The sequence below is a fragment of the Pseudomonas sp. MF06569 genome (assembly GCF_059862735.1).
The window spans coordinates 1-718 of the sequence record NZ_JCBCUZ010000082.1 but is presented as its reverse complement, the minus strand read 5'-3'; the positions used below and the strand labels follow the sequence as shown (position 1 = coordinate 718).

Below are 718 nucleotides of genomic sequence, written 5' to 3'. Positions count from 1 at the left end.
GGTTTACTGGCGTTGATCGAGCCGTATTATCCGAAGGCTGGTGGTGGCCGAAAACCGTATCCGCTGGAAACCATGCTGCGCATTCACTTGCTGCAAAACTGGTTCTCGCTGAGCGATCCTGCCATGGAAGAAGCGCTGTATGAAATCACGCCCATGCGCCAGTTTGCGCACTTGACCCTGAGCGCGCCGATCCCTGAAGACACCACGATCATGAACTTCCGACACCTGCTGGAGAATCATAAGTTGGCGCCGGCGATCCTGGCGGTCATCAACGGTTATTTGCAGGAGAAAGGCCTCTCGCTGCGCCAGGGCACCATCGTCGATGCGACGATTATCCACGCGCCCAGTTCGACTAAAAACGAGGACGGTAAACGCGATCCAGAGATGCATCAGACGAAGATGTATGGTCAGCCCACCTCCCGCAACCCAGCGTGATGAACGGTAAAACATGCTTGCGCTAATGTATCCGGGCTCATTGTGAGCACGGTCATTAGTGCTCGGCCCTTGATGAGAAGTCGCTCCCAACAGTCCTTGATAAAAGGATCAGCTACGAAAAAAGCTATCTTCGTCTTCAGGTTTTCAGTCGGGATGTTTGCCGTTTATCGTCATCATCACTGTCGTCGCAAAAGCCGGTGGTAATTCGGTTAGATCAAGCCGTTTGTTCCACGTTGTAGCTACCGCCTCGGGCTAACACAGCCCAGACGATTCTTGCCATTTT

1 pseudogene is annotated in these 718 nt (G+C 53.2%); it reads left to right on the top strand.

Annotated elements, in window-relative coordinates:
* Positions 1 to 411: pseudogene (locus AC19YQ_RS24965) on the top strand (IS5 family transposase); the annotation flags it as partial.
* Between the last annotated feature and the right edge of the window lie 307 nt (positions 412 to 718).